This is a genomic window from Streptomyces mesophilus, from assembly GCF_040300965.1.
Lineage (GTDB): Bacteria > Actinomycetota > Actinomycetes > Streptomycetales > Streptomycetaceae > Streptomyces > Streptomyces mesophilus_A.
Map to the genome: position 1 here is coordinate 1 of NZ_JBEPEW010000005.1, position 16,725 is coordinate 16,725.

The 16,725-nt window shown below is 71.6% G+C and carries 18 protein-coding genes; 13 read left to right on the plus strand and 5 right to left on the minus strand.

The window, feature by feature from the left end; genetic code table 11:
* Window positions 1-1,041, minus strand: a 1,041-nt coding sequence (locus tag ABT367_RS03160; protein WP_352249006.1) for a DEAD/DEAH box helicase, incomplete at its 3' end; no start/stop codon positions are given.
* A 100-nt stretch (window positions 1,042-1,141) separates the two neighbouring features.
* Here ABT367_RS03160 and ABT367_RS03165 point away from each other — a divergent pair.
* On the plus strand, window positions 1,142-2,107 hold the full coding sequence (locus ABT367_RS03165) for a glycoside hydrolase family 6 protein (protein WP_352249008.1): 966 nt from the start codon (window positions 1,142-1,144) through the stop codon (window positions 2,105-2,107).
* Window positions 2,108-2,138: 31 nt separating this feature from the next.
* Here ABT367_RS03165 and ABT367_RS03170 read toward each other — a convergent pair whose 3' ends face one another.
* Complete coding sequence (locus ABT367_RS03170; RefSeq protein WP_434975392.1) at window positions 2,139-2,984, minus strand: class I SAM-dependent methyltransferase; 846 nt, start codon at window positions 2,982-2,984, stop codon at window positions 2,139-2,141.
* Between the two features lie 346 nt (window positions 2,985-3,330).
* Between ABT367_RS03170 and rpsA the strand changes: the two genes are divergently transcribed.
* The 5 genes from rpsA (at window position 3,331) to ABT367_RS03195 (ending at window position 7,635) form a co-directional block, all read left to right on the plus strand.
* Complete coding sequence (rpsA, locus tag ABT367_RS03175; protein ID WP_352249012.1) at window positions 3,331-4,845, plus strand: 30S ribosomal protein S1; 1,515 nt, start codon at window positions 3,331-3,333, stop codon at window positions 4,843-4,845.
* A 183-nt stretch (window positions 4,846-5,028) separates the two neighbouring features.
* Entirely contained in the window at window positions 5,029-5,967 is a 939-nt protein-coding gene (locus ABT367_RS03180; protein WP_352249014.1) for a PAC2 family protein, read from the plus strand.
* A 133-nt stretch (window positions 5,968-6,100) separates the two neighbouring features.
* Window positions 6,101-6,703: a dephospho-CoA kinase gene (gene coaE / locus ABT367_RS03185; RefSeq protein ID WP_352249016.1), complete on the plus strand. Its 603-nt coding sequence runs from the start codon at window positions 6,101-6,103 to the stop codon at window positions 6,701-6,703.
* A gap of 11 nt (window positions 6,704-6,714) precedes the next feature.
* On the plus strand, window positions 6,715-7,098 hold the full coding sequence (locus ABT367_RS03190; protein ID WP_352249018.1) for a DUF3592 domain-containing protein: 384 nt from the start codon (window positions 6,715-6,717) through the stop codon (window positions 7,096-7,098).
* 153 nt (window positions 7,099-7,251) lie between these two features.
* Complete coding sequence (locus ABT367_RS03195) at window positions 7,252-7,635, plus strand: tetratricopeptide repeat protein (protein ID WP_352249019.1); 384 nt, start codon at window positions 7,252-7,254, stop codon at window positions 7,633-7,635.
* A gap of 4 nt (window positions 7,636-7,639) precedes the next feature.
* Here the strand turns inward: ABT367_RS03195 and ABT367_RS03200 are convergent, their stop codons facing one another.
* Both ABT367_RS03200 and ABT367_RS03205 read right to left on the minus strand, forming a co-directional pair.
* Window positions 7,640-8,743, minus strand: a complete 1,104-nt coding sequence (locus ABT367_RS03200) for an ABC transporter substrate-binding protein (RefSeq protein WP_352249021.1) — start codon at window positions 8,741-8,743, stop codon at window positions 7,640-7,642.
* 72 nt (window positions 8,744-8,815) lie between these two features.
* Window positions 8,816-9,403, minus strand: a complete 588-nt coding sequence (locus ABT367_RS03205; RefSeq protein ID WP_352249023.1) for a pyridoxamine 5'-phosphate oxidase family protein — start codon at window positions 9,401-9,403, stop codon at window positions 8,816-8,818.
* A 94-nt stretch (window positions 9,404-9,497) separates the two neighbouring features.
* Between ABT367_RS03205 and ABT367_RS03210 the strand changes: the two genes are divergently transcribed.
* The 3 genes from ABT367_RS03210 to ABT367_RS03220 all read left to right on the plus strand — a co-directional run bounded on the left by ABT367_RS03210 (window position 9,498) and on the right by ABT367_RS03220 (window position 10,834).
* Window positions 9,498-9,764: a DUF6343 family protein gene (locus ABT367_RS03210; protein WP_352249025.1), complete on the plus strand. Its 267-nt coding sequence runs from the start codon at window positions 9,498-9,500 to the stop codon at window positions 9,762-9,764.
* A 61-nt stretch (window positions 9,765-9,825) separates the two neighbouring features.
* A complete protein-coding gene (locus tag ABT367_RS03215) occupies window positions 9,826-10,239 on the plus strand; it encodes a cupin domain-containing protein (protein WP_352249027.1) in 414 nt (137 codons plus the stop codon).
* 151 nt (window positions 10,240-10,390) lie between these two features.
* Complete coding sequence (locus ABT367_RS03220) at window positions 10,391-10,834, plus strand: DoxX family protein (protein ID WP_352249029.1); 444 nt, start codon at window positions 10,391-10,393, stop codon at window positions 10,832-10,834.
* 114 nt (window positions 10,835-10,948) lie between these two features.
* Here ABT367_RS03220 and ABT367_RS03225 read toward each other — a convergent pair whose 3' ends face one another.
* Window positions 10,949-11,350, minus strand: a complete 402-nt coding sequence (locus ABT367_RS03225; RefSeq protein WP_434975389.1) for an RNA-binding S4 domain-containing protein — start codon at window positions 11,348-11,350, stop codon at window positions 10,949-10,951.
* Between the two features lie 168 nt (window positions 11,351-11,518).
* Between ABT367_RS03225 and ABT367_RS03230 the strand changes: the two genes are divergently transcribed.
* From ABT367_RS03230 to ABT367_RS03245, 4 genes are all read left to right on the plus strand, one after another.
* On the plus strand, window positions 11,519-13,708 hold the full coding sequence (locus tag ABT367_RS03230; RefSeq protein ID WP_352249031.1) for a xanthine dehydrogenase family protein molybdopterin-binding subunit: 2,190 nt from the start codon (window positions 11,519-11,521) through the stop codon (window positions 13,706-13,708).
* A 73-nt stretch (window positions 13,709-13,781) separates the two neighbouring features.
* Complete coding sequence (locus tag ABT367_RS03235) at window positions 13,782-14,237, plus strand: (2Fe-2S)-binding protein (protein WP_352249033.1); 456 nt, start codon at window positions 13,782-13,784, stop codon at window positions 14,235-14,237.
* 61 nt (window positions 14,238-14,298) lie between these two features.
* Window positions 14,299-15,225 (plus strand): helix-turn-helix domain-containing protein, encoded by a 927-nt coding sequence (locus ABT367_RS03240; RefSeq protein WP_352249035.1) that lies wholly within the window; start codon window positions 14,299-14,301, stop codon window positions 15,223-15,225.
* A gap of 80 nt (window positions 15,226-15,305) precedes the next feature.
* Entirely contained in the window at window positions 15,306-16,682 is a 1,377-nt protein-coding gene (locus ABT367_RS03245; protein ID WP_352249037.1) for an alpha/beta hydrolase, read from the plus strand.
* The last annotated feature ends 43 nt before the right edge of the window (window positions 16,683-16,725 follow it).

Below are 16,725 nucleotides of genomic sequence, written 5' to 3' on the forward strand. Positions count from 1 at the left end.
CTCGCGTCCGGCCCGGCCGGCCCGCTGGCGTCCCGCGGCCTGCGAAGCCCGTACGGTCGTGAGCGCGCTCAGCCCCCGTGCGTGGTCGGTACGCGGCTCGCGCGCGAGCCCGGAGTCGACGACGGTGCGTACGCCGGGAACGGTCAGGGACGACTCGGCCACGGAGGTCGCCAGCACGACCCGGCGCCGCTCGCCCGGGGCGAGCACGGCGTCCTGCACGGCGGCGGGTGCGCGGCCGTGCACCTGGAGCACGTCCACGTCACCGAGCTCACCCAACTGCCCCGCGACCCGGGCGATTTCACCTACGCCGGGCAGGAAGCACAGCACGTCACCGCTTTGCTCGGCGAGGGCGCGGCGGACCGTGCCCGCGACATGGGTGAGCAGCGCGGGGTCGACGCGCATGCCGTGCGGCGGGCGCACGGCGCGGGGCGGCGGCGCCCAGACGACCTCCACGGGATGGGCCGTGCCCTGCGCCTCGACGACCGGGGCGTCCGCGTCCGCTGCCGCGCCGAGGAGGCGGGCCCAGCCCTCGGCGTCGGTGGTGGCGGAGGCGGCGATCAGCTGGAGCTCGGGGCGGAGGGCCTCCCGTACGTCGAGGAGGAAGGCCGCGACCGTATCGGCGTCGAGGTGCCGCTCGTGGCACTCGTCGAGGACGACCAGGTCCACGCCGCTCAACTCCTGGTCGCGCTGCAGGCGTTGGAGCAGGACACCGGTGGTGACCACCTCGACGCGGGTGCCGCGTCCGACGTTCCGTTCGCCGCGCACGGTGAAGCCGACGCGGTCGCCCACGCTTTCGTCCAGCAGCCAGGCCATGCGCCTGGCTGCGGCTCGTGCGGCGATCCGCCTCGGCTCGGCGACGAGGACGCGGCGGGGTTCGCCCTCGCCCAGGAGGCCCGCGAGGGCCAGCGGTACGAGGGTGGTCTTGCCCGTGCCCGGCGGGGCGCAGAGGACTGCGGTGCCGCGCTCGTCCAGGGCTGCCCGGAGGTCGGGCAGCGCGCTGCTGACGGGGAGCTGGGCGAGGGCTGCGGCGGTGCGGGTCACGCGTCCAGTGTCCCGGGTGCGAGTGGGTGGGGGTGCGGGTGGGTGGGGGGCCGGGGCGGGCCCCGGTTTCGGGAAGGGGCGGGGTGGGGGAAAGAAATGCATGCTCCAGCGCACCCTCGCCGCCGCCCTGCTCGCGGCGCTGCTCACCGCGACCGCAGCCGAAGCCGCGCCCGCGGAACGTGAACCCCACCCCTTCTGGGTGGACCCGGGCAGCGACGCCGCCCGCCAGGCGGAGACCTGGCGGAAAGCCGGGCGGACCGAAGACGCCCGCGTCCTGCGCCGCATCGCCGACCAGCCCACCCCCACCTGGCTCGCCGACGCCGACCCCGCCTTCGGCATCGAGCGCGCGGTCCGGCAGGCGAAGGGCCGCACCGTCCTGCTCGTCGCCTACCGCATCCCGCACCGCGACTGCGGCCAGTACTCCGCGGGCGGGGCCGAGAACGGGCCGGCGTATCTGCGCTGGATCGACCGCTTCGCCGCCGCCATCGGCCGGGCGAGAGCACTCGTGATCCTCGAACCCGACGCCGTCCCGCACCTGCTCGACGGCTGCACCCCGGCCCGCTTCCACGACGAGCGCTTCGACCTGCTCGACAAGGCGATCGACCGGCTGAAGCGCCAGCCCCGTACAAAGGTCTATCTCGACGCGGGCCACCCGGCCTGGGTGCCCAACCCCTGGCGGATGGTCCCGGCGCTGATGCGCTCCGGCGTGGCCGACGCCGACGGCTTCGCGCTCAACGTGTCCAACTTCCGCGCCGACGCCGAGGTCATCACGTACGGAGAGACGCTCGGTGAACTCCTCGGCGGCAAGCACTTCGTGATGGACACGAGCCGCAACGGCAGCGGACCGCCGCCCCCGGGCATCAGCGAACCCTGGTGCAATCCGCCGGGCCGCACGCTCGGCCGTACTCCGACGACCGCGACGGGCCATCCCCGTATCGACGCGTTCCTGTGGGTCAAGCACCCCGGCGACTCCGACGGAGCCTGCCGGGGAGCGCCGCCGGCGGGGGAGTGGTGGCCCGAGTACGCGCTCGGTTTGGCTCGGACTGCCGGGGGCGCGAGGTCTTGAGGGTGACGTAGCCCGGGGTATCCAGGAGCTCCTATTCGTCGCTCCTGACGCAGACGAAGATCGCCGTACCCGGAAGAAGCGAGCCCCGCAGCGGGGACCAGCCGCCCCACTCCTGGGTGTTCCAGTCCGGCCACTCCGGCTCGACCAGGTTCACGAGCCGGAAACCGCCCGCGACCACGTCCCGTACACGATCGCCCACCGTCCGGTGGTGCTCGACGTACACCGCGCGACCGTGCTCGTCCTGTTCCACATACGGCGTGCGGTCGAAGTACGAGCCCGAGACGGAGAGCCCCTCGGGCCCGGGCTCGTCCGGGAACGCCCAGCGGATCGGGTGCGTGACGGAGAAGACGAAACGGCCGCCCGGGCGCAGCACCCGGCGCACCTCGCGCAGCACGAGGACGGGGTCCGCGACAAAGGGGAGAGCGCCGTACGCGGAGCAGGCGAGGTCGAAGGAGCCGTCCGCGAACGGCAGCGCGCCCGCGTCCGCCTCCACCAGGCCCACCCCCTCGGCGCCGATGCGCAGCGCGTGCTGCAGCTGGCGGTGCGAGAGGTCGAGCGCCACCGGCCGCGCACCCTGCGCGGCCAGCCAGCGCGCGCACTGTGCGGCGCCCGCCCCGATCTCCAGGACCGCGGCCCCCTTCAGGGACGAGGCGGGCCCGAGCAGCCGGGCCTCTGCCTCGTCGAGGCCCTCGGGACCCCAGACGAAGCGGTCGTCCCCGAGGAAGGACCCGTGGTCGCTCTGGTACTCGTCCGCGTTCCGGTCCCACCAGCCGCGGCTGGCACGGCTGCTCTCGGCGATGCCCGCGTCCCGTCGGGTGGCCACGGTCTCGTCGTGTACGGAGTCGTATACGGAAGCGTCTGCTGCTGACTCTTGGATGGTGGGCTCCCGCGTCGTAAGGTGCGGACCACCGGGACCAGAGCTGTCCTGGTGGCCTCGTGCGACAGTTCTTGTGCCGGGTATGCGGCGATCCGCCCCGGGTGTGCGCCTTCGCGCATTGACCCTGCCCGGCAGCCCCCGTATGCTACAAGTTGCGCTGCGAGCCTGCGTGCCTCGGACAGAGCAGGCTGCGCTCGCGTCTGTTGTATGTCCCCTCGGTTGTCGAGGCGCCTCGGAGTCCTTCCGGTTAGGCGCTTCCTAGGCTGTCCGGCTTCTGCAGAGCGAAACGGGCTCCCGGCGTAGCAGTACCTACGACTTCAATGTCCGTACCGGAGCCCTTTCCCACATGACGAGCAGCACCGAGACCACCGCCACCACGCCGCAGGTTGCGGTCAACGACATCGGTAACGAGGAAGCTTTCCTCGCCGCTATCGACGAGACGATCAAGTACTTCAACGATGGTGACATCGTCGACGGCGTCATCGTCAAGGTTGACCGGGACGAGGTTCTCCTCGACATCGGTTACAAGACCGAAGGTGTCATCCCGAGCCGCGAGCTCTCGATCAAGCACGACGTCGACCCCAACGAGGTCGTCGCCGTCGGTGACGAGATCGAAGCCCTTGTTCTCCAGAAGGAGGACAAGGAAGGCCGCCTGATCCTCTCGAAGAAGCGTGCCCAGTACGAGCGCGCCTGGGGCACCATCGAGAAGATCAAGGAAGAGGACGGCATCGTCACCGGTACCGTCATCGAGGTCGTCAAGGGTGGTCTCATCCTCGACATCGGCCTCCGTGGCTTCCTGCCGGCCTCCCTCGTCGAGATGCGCCGCGTCCGCGACCTTCAGCCCTACGTGGGCAAGGAGCTCGAGGCGAAGATCATCGAGCTGGACAAGAACCGCAACAACGTGGTCCTGTCCCGCCGCGCCTGGCTCGAGCAGACCCAGTCCGAGGTGCGCCAGACGTTCCTCACCACCCTGCAGAAGGGTCAGGTCCGCTCCGGCGTCGTCTCCTCGATCGTCAACTTCGGTGCCTTCGTGGACCTGGGTGGCGTCGACGGTCTCGTCCACGTCTCCGAGCTCTCCTGGAAGCACATCGACCACCCCTCCGAGGTTGTCGAGGTCGGCCAGGAAGTCACCGTCGAGGTCCTCGACGTCGACATGGACCGCGAGCGCGTCTCCCTGTCGCTCAAGGCGACGCAGGAAGACCCGTGGCAGCAGTTCGCCCGTACGCACCAGATCGGTCAGGTCGTCCCGGGTAAGGTCACGAAGCTCGTTCCGTTCGGTGCGTTCGTGCGCGTCGACGAGGGCATCGAGGGTCTGGTCCACATCTCCGAGCTGGCCGAGCGCCACGTGGAGATCCCGGAGCAGGTCGTCCAGGTCAACGACGAGATCTTCGTCAAGGTCATCGACATCGACCTCGAGCGTCGCCGGATCTCGCTGAGCCTCAAGCAGGCCAACGAGTCCTTCGGTGCCGACCCGGCGTCGGTCGAGTTCGACCCGACCCTGTACGGCATGGCCGCGTCCTACGACGACCAGGGCAACTACATCTACCCCGAGGGCTTCGACCCCGAGACCAACGACTGGCTCGAGGGCTTCGAGACCCAGCGCGAGGCCTGGGAGACCCAGTACGCCGAGGCGCAGCAGCGCTTCGAGCAGCACCAGGCTCAGGTCATCAAGTCCCGCGAGGCCGACGCCCAGGCCGAGGCCGAGGGTGCGGCGGCTCCGGCCGGCGCGGCTCCGGCCGCCGGTGGCCAGGGTGGCGGCGGCGGTTCGTACTCCTCCGAGGGTGCGGACAACTCCGGTGCGCTCGCCTCGGACGAGGCGCTTGCCGCGCTCCGCGAGAAGCTGGCCGGCGGCCAGAGCTGATCGCAGCCGCCTAGGCGGTAGTTGAACGACATCGAGGCCCCGTTTCCCGAAAGGGAGGCGGGGTCTCGATGCGTTGCGGGCTGGGCATGTATGGCCTTACGGGGCAACTGACCGTTTCCCGAACGGGAATGCCATGCCGGTCGTGGGCGTTCTTGCGTACGAACACGAGGAGGAACGGTCACTGTGGTTGACGCGCAGAGTTTGTACGAATGGGATCCCAAGGGTCTCGCCGTGGCCGACATGGCGCTGGCGCAGGACTCGGCCGGACTTGTGATGCTCTACCACTTCGACGGCTACATCGACGCGGGCGAGACCGGCGAGCAGATCGTCGACGAACTCTTCGAGGCGCTGCCCGGCCAGGTCGTGGCGCGCTTCGACCACGACCGGCTCGTGGACTACCGCGCCCGCCGTCCGCTGCTCACCTTCCAGCGCGACCAGTGGGTGGACTACGAGGAGCCGGCCATCGAGGTGCGCCTCCTCCAGGACGCCACCGGTGCGCCGTTCCTGGTCCTGTCCGGACCCGAGCCGGACGTCGAGTGGGAGCTGTTCGCGCAGGCCGTCGGCGAGGTCGTCGAGCGGCTCGGCGTACGGCTCGCGGTGAACTTCCACGGCATCCCGATGGGCGTCCCGCACACCCGCCCCGTGGGCCTGACCCCGCACGGCAACCGCACCGACCTCGTACCCGGGCACCGCAGCCCGTTCGACGAGGCGCAGGTGCCCGGCAGCGCGGCGGCGCTCGTCGAGTACCGGCTGATCCAGGCCGGATACGACGTGCTCGGTGTCGCCGCCCACGTGCCGCACTACATCGCGCGTTCCGCGTACCCCGACGCCGCACTGACCGTCCTGGAGTCGATCACTTCGGCAACGGGCCTCGTGCTGCCCGCCATCGCGCACGCCCTGCGCACCCAGGCGCACCGCACGCAGAACGAGATCGAGCGCCAGATCCAGGAGGGCGACGAGGAGCTCGTCTCCATGGTCCAGGGCCTCGAGCACCAGTACGACGCGGCGGCAGGTGCCGAGACCCGCGGCAACATGCTCGCCGAGCCCGTGGAGATCCCGTCCGCGGACGAGATCGGGCGGGAGCTGGAGCAGTTCCTGGCGGACCGGGACGGGGACAAGTAGCCCACCGGGACGGGGACAAGTAGCCCACCGGGACGGGGACAAGTAGCCCACCGGGGCGGGGAGAAGTAGGGGTTCCGTATGCGTCCCGAGGGGCCCTGGGCACACAGTGAACGCAGGGCCTAAGCTTCCGCTCATGCTGAAGGTGGGTCTGACCGGCGGGATCGGTGCCGGCAAGAGTGCGGTTTCGCGGCTGCTCGACTCGTACGGGGCCGTGATCGTGGACGCCGATCAGATCGCCCGCGAGGTGGTCGCGCCCGGAACTCCCGGGCTCGAGGCCGTCGTCGAGGCCTTCGGCGAGGAGATCCTCGCGCCGGACGGGACGCTGGACCGGCCCCGGCTCGGTTCCATCGTCTTCGCCGACCCCGAGCGTCTCGCGCAGCTCAACAAGATCGTGCACCCGCTGGTCGGCGCACGCTCGGCCGAGCTGGAACGGGCGGCCGCCGAGGACGCGGTGGTCGTCCATGACGTCCCCCTGCTCGCCGAGAACTCCCTCGCACCGCTCTACGACCTGGTGATCGTCGTGGACGCCTCGCCCGAGACCCAGCTGGACCGTCTCGTACGGCTGCGGGGTATGACCGAGGACGACGCACGGGCGCGGATGGCCGCGCAGGCCACCCGCGAGAAACGTCTCGGGATCGCCGACCTCGTGATCAACAACGACGGGCCGCTCGAGGCTCTCGAGCCCCAGGTCCGTGCGGTCTGGGACGAGCTGCGGACCCGCGCGGCGCGAGGCTGACAGGAGCAGACGTGGTCGTGTTCGCCGCGCTCACCTCGTTCGGCGGTCTGGTGGCGCTGCTCGCGGGCGCCTACGGGCTGCGGCAGACCCGGCGCATATCCGCCGCGGGCGAAGCCGTGACCGCGCTGGTCAAGCCGCCGCCGCAGGGCGCGGACCGGCCGCTCCTGCAGTTCGAGACGCTCGACGGACGCGTCATGGAGCTGCCCTCGCCGGTGCCGCCGAACAAGCGTCGGCCGCTGACGGCGGGCACGGAGGTCCGGCTCGCCTACGACCCCGCCGACCCGCGCGACACCGTCGTCATCGGCAGCGAGCGGGTACGCCTGGACCAGATATTCATCGCGGCGGGTGCGGCCCTCGTGGTCCTCGGCGCGGTGCTCGCCCTCACGCTGGGCTGAGCCCCATCGCGTATGGGGCGTGGGATGCCGGGGCAGCCTTAGGACTCCGGCAGGCTGTGACGGAACGGCGTGCGGATCCGCGGATGCAACAGCGGTGGAATAGCGCTGGAGCGACGGGCGTTGAAGGTGATCGGCAAGCGGAAGGATGAGGGCGTGCCTCAGGACCATGGACGTGGGCGGACCCCGGAGACGGACGTCATCGACTTCCGTGCCGCCGAGCAGCTGCTCGACGCACGCGACCCGCGCGGTGCGATCAAGCTGCTCGACGCGGTGATCGAGGCGCACCCCGAACATACGGCGGCCCGTCTGCTGCGCGCCCGTGCCTTCTTCGCCGCGGCCCAACTGCGCGCCGCGGAGCTGGAGTTCTCCATCGTCCTCGAGCGCGAGCCGGACAACGCCTTCGCCCACTTCGCCCTGGCCCGCACCTACGAGCGGATGAGCCGGCCCGGCCCCGCCAAACGGCACTTCCGCCTCGCCGCGGCGCTCGATCCGCAGCCCGAGTACCTGGCGGCGGCGCGCTTCGACGAGGCCGGATAGGGGCTCACGGGGAGCTGCGCAGGATCCGGAAGCGGCCGGGCGCCGCCGGATCGCGGTCGACGACCTGGACGGGCGGCCAAGCCCACTGCCAGACGCCGATATCCGCCGTACGGGAGAACCGGATGCGCCCACGGGTGCCTTCGACGTCGGCGCCCGGCCAGGCATCGGCCGCGACGGTCCCCTCGCCCGAGCGGAGCAGCTCGGTGAGGACCGCGATCGTGTCGTAGCCCTCGAAGGCGACGAACGAGGGCGCTGCGCCCAGCTGTTCGCGCAGGGACAGCTCGGCCCGGCCGCCCAGCGCGGTCATCCGCTCCGGCAGATAGCGCAGGAACGGGACCGCGGCCCCGTCCTCGCCGAGCAGCTGTGCCCACTCGGCGAACTCCGGCTGGCCGGCCGGAGCGCCGATCAGCACCTCGGTCAGGCGCTTGTCGCCGCGCACGGCTCGTACGAGCGGCACGGCCGGCTCCGGGTGGCCCGCCAGCAGCAGCAGCGCGGTCGCACCGTGCTCGACGAGTGCGTCGCACACGGCCTCGGGCTTCTGCGCGTCCAGCTCGACGACGGTGCCGCCGTGCGGTGCGAGGTGATCGCGCAGGATGCGCGTGCCGGTCTGCCAGTAGACGCTCGGCTGCGTGGCGACGGCGATACGGCGGTGGCCGGCGTCGAGCAGATGGTCCGCGAAGAGACGCCAGCCCAGGGACTGCGCCGGAGCGATCCGGGCGACCCAGGACGTCGGCTCCTCGGTCAGGGCGTCCAGGACGGCCGACGAGCAGAGGAAGGGCACGCCGAGCGCATCGGCCCTGGTGGCGGCGGTACGGGCGACGACGCTGTGATACTCGCCCGCCAACGCGGCCACGCCCAGGCCGGCCAGCTCCTCGACGGCCGCCGCGGCGCGCTGCGGATCGGCGGCGGTGTCCCGTACGGCCAGTTCGAGCGGTCGTCCGCCGATCCCGCCCTCCCCGTTGGTCGCGCGGACGGCCAACTCCATTCCGGCGAGCAGATGTCGGCCCGCCTCCGCCCAGCCCGGCCTGGTCAGCGGGGCGAGGACGCCGATGCGTACGGGGGACTCGTCGCGCCGCGCGGCGCGCACCTGGGTGACCATGCCCGACATTGCATCCACGATCGCCGCCGCCGGGCAAGCGATTAACGCGGCGCCCCGAACCCCGGGTCCACAGGGCGCTGTTCAGGCGCCGCGGGGCGGCAGCGGCAGGGGCAGCCCGGGCAGGCCGTCGATGCTGGTGGCGATGTCGTCCTTGCGGGCGAAGTACTCGCTGAGCGCCTCGTCGTCCTTGCGCGCGAAGAACTGCCCGTGCAGCTCCCGGTCCTCCTCGTACGCCATGAACGGCACCGCATAGCCGCACGTGTCGCGGACGAGGTCGGCGGTCACGACGATGATGGCGCGCAGTCCGTGCGCGGTGACGTCGATACCGGGGAAGTGCGCCAGGAGTCCGTCGAAACGAGGGTCGTCGCGGAAGACGGGCTCGCCCCGGCCGTGCACCCGGACGATGCTCGGCGGTCCCTGGAAGGCACACCACATCAGGGTGATGCGGCCGTTCTCCCGCAGGTGAGCGACGGTCTCCGCGTTGCTGCCCGCGAAGTCCAGATACGCCACGGTGACTTCGTCCAGTACGGCGAAGGAGCCCTTGAGGCCCTTGGGGGAGAGGTTGACCGTTCCGTCGCCGGACAGCGGTGCCGTGGCGGTGAAGAACATGGGCTGCTGCTCGATGAATCCGCGCAGGCGGCCGTCTATGCGTTCATAAGTCTTTCCCATGGCTAACGATTATGGTCGTGCATCTTTCGCGTGTCTAACAGGCTTCGGCGGGTGCATCCTGGAAGGAGCGGACCGCACTGGGAGGTGAGCCGCGATGCGTACAGGCAGTGAGCCGACGACCGCGCGCAGTCCGCTGCGGATGCGCTTCTGGCTGAGCCTGTGGGGCGTGGTGTGGGCGATCGCCGGCACGGTCGCGTTCGCCCTCGCGGGCCGTACGGGCTGGGCCGTGGCCTGCGGTGTGCTGTGGCTGGTCGTCACGGTGGACCTGGCCCTGGTGCTGCGGCACATCCGGCAGGGGCCGCACTATCAGCCCGGCCCCGATGTCCCGCCGTACGAACCGGATCACGGCAACCCCCGCTGAGCCGGTCGTCGCGTCAGCTCCGTACAAGACGCCGGACAGGTCGCGGCGCGAAGCTGGGCGCATGGAGAACCGACCGGCGAAGCCCGCCGCACCCGTGAATCTGACCGAAGCGCTCGCGTCGTTCCAGGACGTCTACAGTCCTCGGATCGTGGCGCGGATGAACGACTACGACGTCCGGATCGCCCACACCGAAGGCGAGCATGTCTGGCACGTCCACGAGCACACCGACGAGTTCTTCCTCGTCCTCGACGGCCGCTTCGACATCGCGCTGCGCGATGCGGACGGCGTGGAGTCAACGGTCGCTCTGCGCAAGGGAGATGTCTTCGTGGTGCCGCGCGGCACCGAGCACAAGCCGTCCTCGTCCGGCGGATCGATCCTGATGTTCGAACCGTCGGGGACGGTGTCGACGGGGGACCGGTTCGAGGGGGAGCTGCCGGAGCACGTGGACAGCACGCAGGGGCGCGAACTGGTCTGACGGGGGTGGGTGTTGTGCTTGGCGTACGAGTGGGCTCCGCGCATCTCGTACGGGAAAAGCGGCGCGGGACCGATGAGTTGGGGCCGTACCCCCGGTCTATCCCTGTGACAGCGCAACCAAGCGCCCGCCCCCGCGTCACAAGGAGCAGCTCATGTCCGAGGCCACTCTCCCCACGTCCGCCGCCGTCGCCACCCCCGTCGCCCTGCAGCGCAGCCGGAGCGCCACTGTCGCGCTGCACACGCTGCGGATCGTGCTCGGGCTGTTCTTCGCCGTCGCCAGCGCGTTCCCGAAGCTGACCGCGCACGCGTCGGCGACCGAGGTGTTCGACAAGATCGGGTTCGGGGACTGGTTCATGTACGCCATCGGCGGGCTCGAACTGGCCGGTGGAATCGCCCTGTTGATCCCCGTCCTGTCCGGTGTCGCCTCGATCGCCTTCGTCGGCCTGATGATCGGGGCGTGCGGCTTCTCGCTCGCCTTCCTGGACGGGGAGTTCTGGTACACGCCGGTGATCCTCATCGTGCCGCTGGTCCTCGTCGCGCGAGCGCAGCGGGATCAGACGGTGCGCCTCATCAAGGCGGTGCGGCGCCGGGTGTGATGCCCGGTGGCCTACGCGGCCCGGTCCGCCGGATACATCCGGTGGGCCGGGCCCGCGGCATGCCCGGAGACGGGTGCCTGCGTGCTCATGCGCCGGACGAGGCGGAATCCGTGCTCACATGCCGGCCGCGCCGCGCAGGCGCTCCATTTCGCGGCGGTCGCGCTTGGTCGGGCGGCCCGCACCGCGGTCGCGGATGCCTGCCGGTGCGACGGCCTCGCGGGGCGGGGGCGGCGGGCTGTTGTCCTGGTAGCACTCGACGGCCACCGGGGCGCCCACGCGCTTGCGGATGATCTTCTTGACGATCAGGACGCGCTCACGGTGCTCGGCCCGCACCCGCACCTCGTCGCCCGCCTTCACGGGCTGTGCGGGCTTGGCACGCTCACCGTTCACCCGGACATGGCCCGCGCGGCAGGCCGCGGCCGCGGCGGAGCGGGTCTTGAGCAGCCGTACGGACCAGATCCAGGCGTCGACCCGTACGCTGCCGCTCTCGGGGAGTCCGGAGGCATCGGAAGTCATGCCCCGACCTTAATGGGCGCCGGCGGGGGCTGTGGTCCGGTGTGGCGGAAGTTGTGCAGAGGTGGGCGACACCGCGGCCGTGGCATTCCGTGGGGGCCCGCTTACTGACAGTCTGTCAGCCGCCGCGTGCGGTCCGGCACGCGACGCCCCCTCGCCTGGAGCCTCGCCGTGACGGAGAACGCCGAGCACACCGGAGTCGACCGCCGTCGGTTCCTCGCCTTCCTGGTCGCCGCACCCACCCTCACGGTCGCCGTCCAGCTCGATACGCCGGGCACCGCCGCCGCGGTCCCCCTGCCGGAGCCGCCTGACCTCGGCGATGTGCTCAACCTCGCCGCACTGCCCACCTCGCATCTGCTGACCTTGAAGGTCGCCGAGGACGGCACCGTCGACTTCTGGCTGCCGCGCGCAGAGGTCGGGCAGGGGCTCACGACCGCGGTGGCGATGCTGGTCGCCGAGGAGCTGGACACGGCGCTCGACACGGTCCGCGTCCATCTCGACAAGGCCAGGCCCGAGCTGCTGTTCAACCAGCTCACCGGCAGCTCCAACTCCATCCGCTCCCTCTACCGCCCGGTCCGCACCGCCGCGGCGGCCGCCCGGCAGCGGCTGGCCTGGGCGGCGGCGCTGCGGTGGGGGACCGAGCAGGCCCAGGTGACCACACGGGACGGCCGGGCGTTCCTGGCCGACGGACGGTCGGTCGCCTACGGCGAACTGGCGCGCGAGGCGAGCACCGACCGCTCCGCCGAGCAGCCGCTCGCGCTCAAGCCACGCGCCGAGCACCGCCTCATCGGCAGCCCGACCTCCCGTATCGACGCCAGAGCCCTGGTCACAGGCCGGCAGCAGTACACGCTCGACCTGGACATCCCGGGCGCCAAGCCCGCGATGGTGCGCCGGCCGCCCACGATCCGCGGCAGCGTACGCCGGGTCCGCAACGCCACCGCCGTCGAGGCCATGCCGGGGGTGCTCGCCGTCACCGCCATCCCGACCGGGGTCGCCGTGGTCGCCGAGACCTTCGGGCAGGCGCTCGCCGGCAAGGAGGCACTCGACGTCGAATGGGGGCCGGGGCCCGTCGACGAGCTCTCCGACGACTCGCTGCGCGCGAAGCTGCGGGGCGCCGTGGCGCAGGGGCTCCCGCCGCTGCTCGGCCGGTACGTGGACGCGGAGTTCGACTTCGCGCCCGTCAGCCACGCGCCCCTGGAGACCAACTGCGCCGTCGCCGATGTGCGGGCCGCGCGCGCGACCGTCTGGGCTCCCGCGCAGTCGCCCATCGCCGCCCGCAAAGCCGTGGCCGACGCGATCGGGCTGCCGGACGCACTGGTCGACTTCCATGTGGTGCAGGCCGGCGGCTCCTTCGGACGGCGGCTCTTCCACGACGCGGCTATCGAGGCCGCCCAGGTGTCGAAGGCGGTGCGCCGTCCCGTACGGCTGATGTGGTCGCGCATCGACGACATGCGGCACGGCCGGATGCGGCCGCCCACGCACCACAAGCTCCGGGCGGTCCACGCGGGCGGTGCGCTGCTGTCCTTCCGGCACCGGATGGCTTCGGTCGCGATGGATGTACGGCACGGGTTCGGCGACGCGATCACCGCGGGCCTGACCGGACTTCCGCTGGTCGGCGAGACCACCGCGCAGGCCATGTTCGCGCTGTCCGTCCGCTCTCCGTACGACATGGGCGCCACGCGGCAGACGCTGACCGAGGTGCCGCTGAAGCTGCACACCGGGTCGTGGCGCAGTGTCTTCTCGGGGACGGGGCGGGCGGCCGAGGAGATGTTCGTCGACGAGATCGCCGAGCGCCTCGGACAGGACCCGGTGGCCTTCCGGCGGGCGCGGCTCAGGACGGCCGCGCAGCGGGCGGTGCTCGACAAGGCGGCCGCCGGCTGGGGGCGTGAGCTGCCCGACGGCTGGGCGCAGGGCGTCGCCTTCCACGAGGAGTACAGGTCACGGACCGCCTGCGTCGTCGACCTCGACGCCACCGACCCGAAGGCGCCCCGCGTGATGCGGGCCGTGATCGCGGTGGACGCGGGGCGGGCCGTCAACCCGCGCGGGATCGAGGCGCAGATGCTCGGCGGACTCACAGACGCCATCGCCACCACCCTGCGGGCCGGGCTGCACTTCGACAAGGGCCTTCCCCTGGAGGGCAGTTACTCGCAGTTCCACTACGCGCGCCAGCGCAACTCCCCGAACGAGGCGAAGGTGCATGTGCTCGACGGCGGCCCCGACGCCGAACCCGGCGGCATCGGCGAGCTGGGCGTGCCCGCGCCGGTCGCCGCGATCGCCAATGCGTACGCCCGGGCCACCGGGCGGCGGCCGCGGAGCTTCCCGGTCGACTCGAGCATCGACTTCGAGCCCTTCCCCCGCTGAACCCGCGAACAGCAGATCGCGCGTACGGACAAAGATCCCGCGTACAGACAAGTAGCGCCGAGGAGCCGCCGCCATGCCGGACCAGACCTTCACCGTGAACGGCGAGACCGTGACGGTCGACGCCCCCGACGACCTGCCGCTGCTGTGGGTGCTGCGTGATCTGCTCGGCATCCGCGGTCCCAAGTACGGCTGCGGGATCGATGTGTGCAAAGCCTGTACGAGCCATCTGGACGGTGAGGCCTTCAACCCCTGTGTCACACCGGTCGCTTCGGTGGCGGGCCGTTCCGTCACCACCATCGAGGGCCTCGCGGACGGCGACCGGCTCCATCCCGTACAGGAGGCGTGGCTCGCACAGGACGTCGCGCAGTGCGGCTTCTGCCAGCCGGGCCAGATCATGGCGGCGGTCGCTCTGCTCGAGCGCACCTCGACGCCCACGGACGCGGAGATCGACGAGATCGCCAACGTCTGCCGCTGCGGTACGTACGTCCGTATCCGCGAGGCCATCAAGGCGGCTGCCGCCAGAATGTGACTGCGCGCCACCTCGCCTGTCCCGCCCCCTGCGCGGACCATGGCACAGGGGGGTGAAGCCCATGGGCTCACGCGAGTTCGGCGGGTGGACGGCGGCGGAGCGGGAGCGCGGCGGACGCGGCGCGTGCGTGCTGCGGCTGCCCGGGGTGTACGTGGTCGACACCGAATGCTGTACCGATCACAAGGGGTTCATCGGGCCCGGATACAAGACCGGGCACAGCGTCGTGCTCTCCAGGTCAGGGGCGTACCGGTGGCGGCAGCAGGGCGAGGAGTCGTGGATGGACGCGACCGCCGGCTATGTCACGCACATCGGCGACGAGGTGTTCAGCGCGCATCCGCTCGGCACCGGCGACAGATCGACCGAGATCCATCTCAGCGCGGATGCCTTCGCCGAGCACTTCGACGGGGCGGCGGGCCGGCGCAGGCTCGTCATCACGGGCCCGACGGATCTGCGACACCGGGCGCTGATGGCGGCGGTACGCCGAGGCACCGACGGGTTCGAACTCGCCGAGCGCCTGCACCAGTTGTTCGACGAGGTGGCCGCGAGCGCGGGGTGCGGCGGCTATGACGGCACGCCACCGCTGCCCGCGCGGCGGGTGCATCAGCGCCTGGTGGCCGATGTGTGCGCGGCGCTCGCCACCGGGTTCCTGACGGGATCGCTCGACGAGCTTGCCGCCCGGGTCGGGGCCTCGCCGCACCATCTGAGCCGGGTGTTCCGGCGCGTGACGGGGCGGACGCTGACCTGGTACCGCAACGAGCTGCGGATCCGGGCCGTCCTGCAGGACATCGAGGACGGCAGGGGCGGGCTGCGGGCCCTTTCGGCCGCGTACGAGTTCGCCGACCAGGCGCATCTGACCCGGGTGATGCGCCGGCACACCGGTGAACCGCCCAGTGTCGTACGGGAGTTGCTGGGTGTGAGTGTGGGTGTGGGTGTGAGTGCGGACCCGGGTTCGGGCGCGGGGCTGGGTTCGGGCGCGGGGATGAAGTGAGCATGAATGTCCAACGCCGCGGAGCCGGGCACCTTCGAGAATGGCGGACCCTGACCACTTCGCCTTCCCGGGGGACGCTCATGGCACTCACCCGACGCGCCGGCCTGCTCGCGGCCGCGCTCATCACCATCGCGGCCTGCACCGGCGCCGCGCCGTCCGCGGAGGGGTTGGCGCGCGGCGGCCCGCGTCTTGTCGACCCGCGGCCCTGCCCCGGCCTCACCGACGTCACCTGCTCCGATCTCGTGGTGCCGCTCGACCGCACCGGCAAGCGGCCGGGCACCCTGAAGCTGCAGGTCGCGGCCGCGGACAACACCGACGCGCCGCGCGGTGTACTGCTGCTGCTCACCGGCGGCCCGGGGCAGCCGGGCGTGACGTACTACCAGTCGCTCGCAGCCAGGCTGCCGAACGTCGTCAAGCAGTACCGGCTCGTGATGATCGACCAGCGCGGTACGGGCGGCACGGCGATCGACTGCCCGACGCTGCAGAAGGAGGTCGGCGGCAGCGACACCACCGCGCCGAGCGGGGCGGCGGTCGAGGAGTGCGCCCAACTCCTCGGCGCGACAAGGAACTTCTACCGCACGGCCGACACCGTCGCCGACTTCGAGGATCTGCGCCGGGCCCTGAAGGTGCCGGCGATGACCCTGGACGGCGTCTCGTACGGCACGTTCACCGCGGCGCAGTACGGCCTCACGCACCCGAAGCGCACCACACGGCTCGTCCTCGACTCGGTGGTGCCGAGCGACGGGGCCGGCGCGCTCTACGAGGACTCGCTGCACCACGCCCGCGCCGTGCTGCGCACCGCGTGCAAGGAGCAGAGCTGCGGGTTCGACCCGGCGAAGGACCTGGCGCAGGTGGTGCGCCGGGACGGCAACGGGGTGGAGGTGTTCGGCATGCTGGTCGTCGCGAGCATCATCGACCCGAAGCTGAACAACCCGAACTTCAAGATCCTGGACGCCGTCCACCGCTCGGCGGGCGGCGACACCGCTGCCCTGAACGGTCTGATCGACGGCTTCAACGACCCCAGCGGAACACCGCCGGAGGAGTTCAGCTCAGGTCTGCACGCGGCGACGCTGTGCGCCGACACCCGCTTCCCGTGGGGCGGTGCCTCGGCCCCCATGGCGGGCCGAGAGCAGGCGCTGCGCAAGGCCGTGCAGCGGATCAAGCCGGCGTACACGTGGCCGTTCGAGCGGTCGACGGCCGGGGAACAGGGCATCCCGCAGACCTGTCTGGCCTGGCCCCCGTCCACGCCCAACCCGGCCCCGCCGCACAACAGGCTGACGATGCCTGTGCTGTTGCTGCAGGGCGACCGCGATCTGTCCACGCCCCTGCGCTGGGCCGAGGAACTGGCCTTGAAGACCCCGGCGGGCGAACTGGCCGTGATCGACGGCGCGGGCCACTCCGTGCAGCGGCGCAGTGACGCGGGGGCGCGGGCCGCGGAGGAGTTCCTGCTGCGGTAGGCGGCCGAGCGCGCCCGGGGCGGGAGCCGGCCGCCCGCCCCGG